The following is a 1835-nucleotide window of genomic DNA, read 5'->3' on the forward strand; positions in this document are numbered from 1 at the left end:
ATGACCGCCCGCCAATCCTACCACCTTACCTTTGCCCGTTTTTCCCCTTCACTTTCAGTCCGCTCCTTTAGCGCATCCGAGGCGGTCAATACCGCTTACCGTGTCGAAATTACCGCCACCTCGACCGATTCCTCCCTGCCTCTGTCTTCCTACCTCAACCAGCGCGCAGCGTTTGAGATTCGTCCGCAGGAAGGCTTACTGTCGGAAGTGGCCGGGACATTCGGGTCTGCTTCAGACAACCCGCCGGCAAAGCAATGGCAGGGCATTATCACCTCATGCGAGAAGTTGTCCGTATCCAAGGATGAAACCGTTTACCGCTTTGTTTTAGAGCCGCGTTTCGCGGCTTTAAAACATTTCCAATCCTCCCGGCTGTTTCAACACCAAACCGTCCCCGACATCGTTGCCGCCGTCTTCAAACACCACGGTTTCTCCGGTGTCGACTACCGTTTCCAAAAGAGCCGCAACTACAGCGTACGCGAGTATGTCACCCAGTATCTCGAAAGCGACTTTGCCTTTATCAACCGTCTGTGTGAAGAAGAAGGCATCTGGTATGCCTTCGAACAGCATGAACAACATGGCGACGTAGTCGCCTTCGGCGACAGTCCCGAACACTATTTGCGCAGCCAAGGCTTACCCGTTTCCTACCGCCCCCATGCCGGATTGGAGAGTGTCGGTACCGAAGCACTCTTTAACTTAAGCATCCGTCACAACCCCATCGTCGAAGGCATACGCACGGCCGACTACAACTACCGCAGTGCCGATACCGACCTTTTTGCCGAAGCCGACAATAAACAATCCGAAGAATCTGCCGACAATACCGTCTTATTGGGCAAACAGCAGCACTGGGGCCTTCATCCTAAAACAACCGACGAAGCCCAAGTTCAGACGACCCTGTTGAACGAAACCAACCTCTGCCGTCAAACCGTCGCCAACGGTAGCGGCAACGTCGTCTCCATGACACCGATGAAGGTGTTCCAAACCGATGTTTCCTTCCCCGAAGCACCCGACGGCTGGCTGGTACTTTCCATGGAACACAGCGGCAGCAGAGATACCGCCTACAGCCATACCTTTACCGCCATCTCCGCCCAACTCGCCTACCGTCCCGAACGCATCACCCCGCGTCCGCATATCGACGGTACCTTACCGGCACGGGTCACTGCGGCAGAAAACTGCACCTACGCCTATATCGACGATATGGGCCGTTACCGCGTCAAACTCCCGTTTGACTTGGATGAATGGAGTCCGGGCGGGGAAAGCCGTCCCGTCCGACTGGCCAAACCGTATGCCGGTCCTGAATACGGCATTCACTTTCCCTTACATGAAGGCACCGAAGTGATGCTCTCCTTCGTACAGGGTAATCCCGACCGTCCGTATATCTCCGGAGTGATGCACGACAGTGCCCATACCGACCATATCCCTGCCGATTGGAACACAAGAAACGTCATCCGTACCTGGGCGAACAACAAACTGAGGATGGAAGACCTGCAAGGTCAGGAACACATCAAACTTGCCACCGACTATCAGAAATCCCAACTCAACCTTGGCCATATCGTCGACTCAAATCGTGAGAAGCGCGGAGAGAACGGCGAAGGCTTCGAACTCAGAACCGACGGTTGGGGCGCGGTAAGGGCGGGCAAGGGCATACTCGTCAGCGCACAAAACCAAGACGCCGGCGGCAAAGTGCTGGATATGGACGATGCCGTCGCCCAACTCGAACAAGCACTCTCCCTGGCCAAAAGCCTGAACAAAGCCGCCCAAACGGCCAACAACCACCACACCGATGAAGAAACCCAAAGGGGCCGTCTGAAAGACGCCCTTAAAGACCTGAAAGAGGC

General features: G+C 55.4%; 1 protein-coding gene. It reads left to right on the top strand.

The genetic code is table 11. The annotated features are described in order from the left end of the window. A partial coding sequence (locus DBY97_RS11325; RefSeq protein ID WP_107858386.1) for a type VI secretion system Vgr family protein occupies nucleotides 1-1835 on the top strand: 1835 nt, incomplete at both ends.

The sequence above is a fragment of the Neisseria subflava genome (assembly GCF_003044645.1).
Classification (GTDB): Bacteria; Pseudomonadota; Gammaproteobacteria; order Burkholderiales; family Neisseriaceae; genus Neisseria; species Neisseria subflava_B.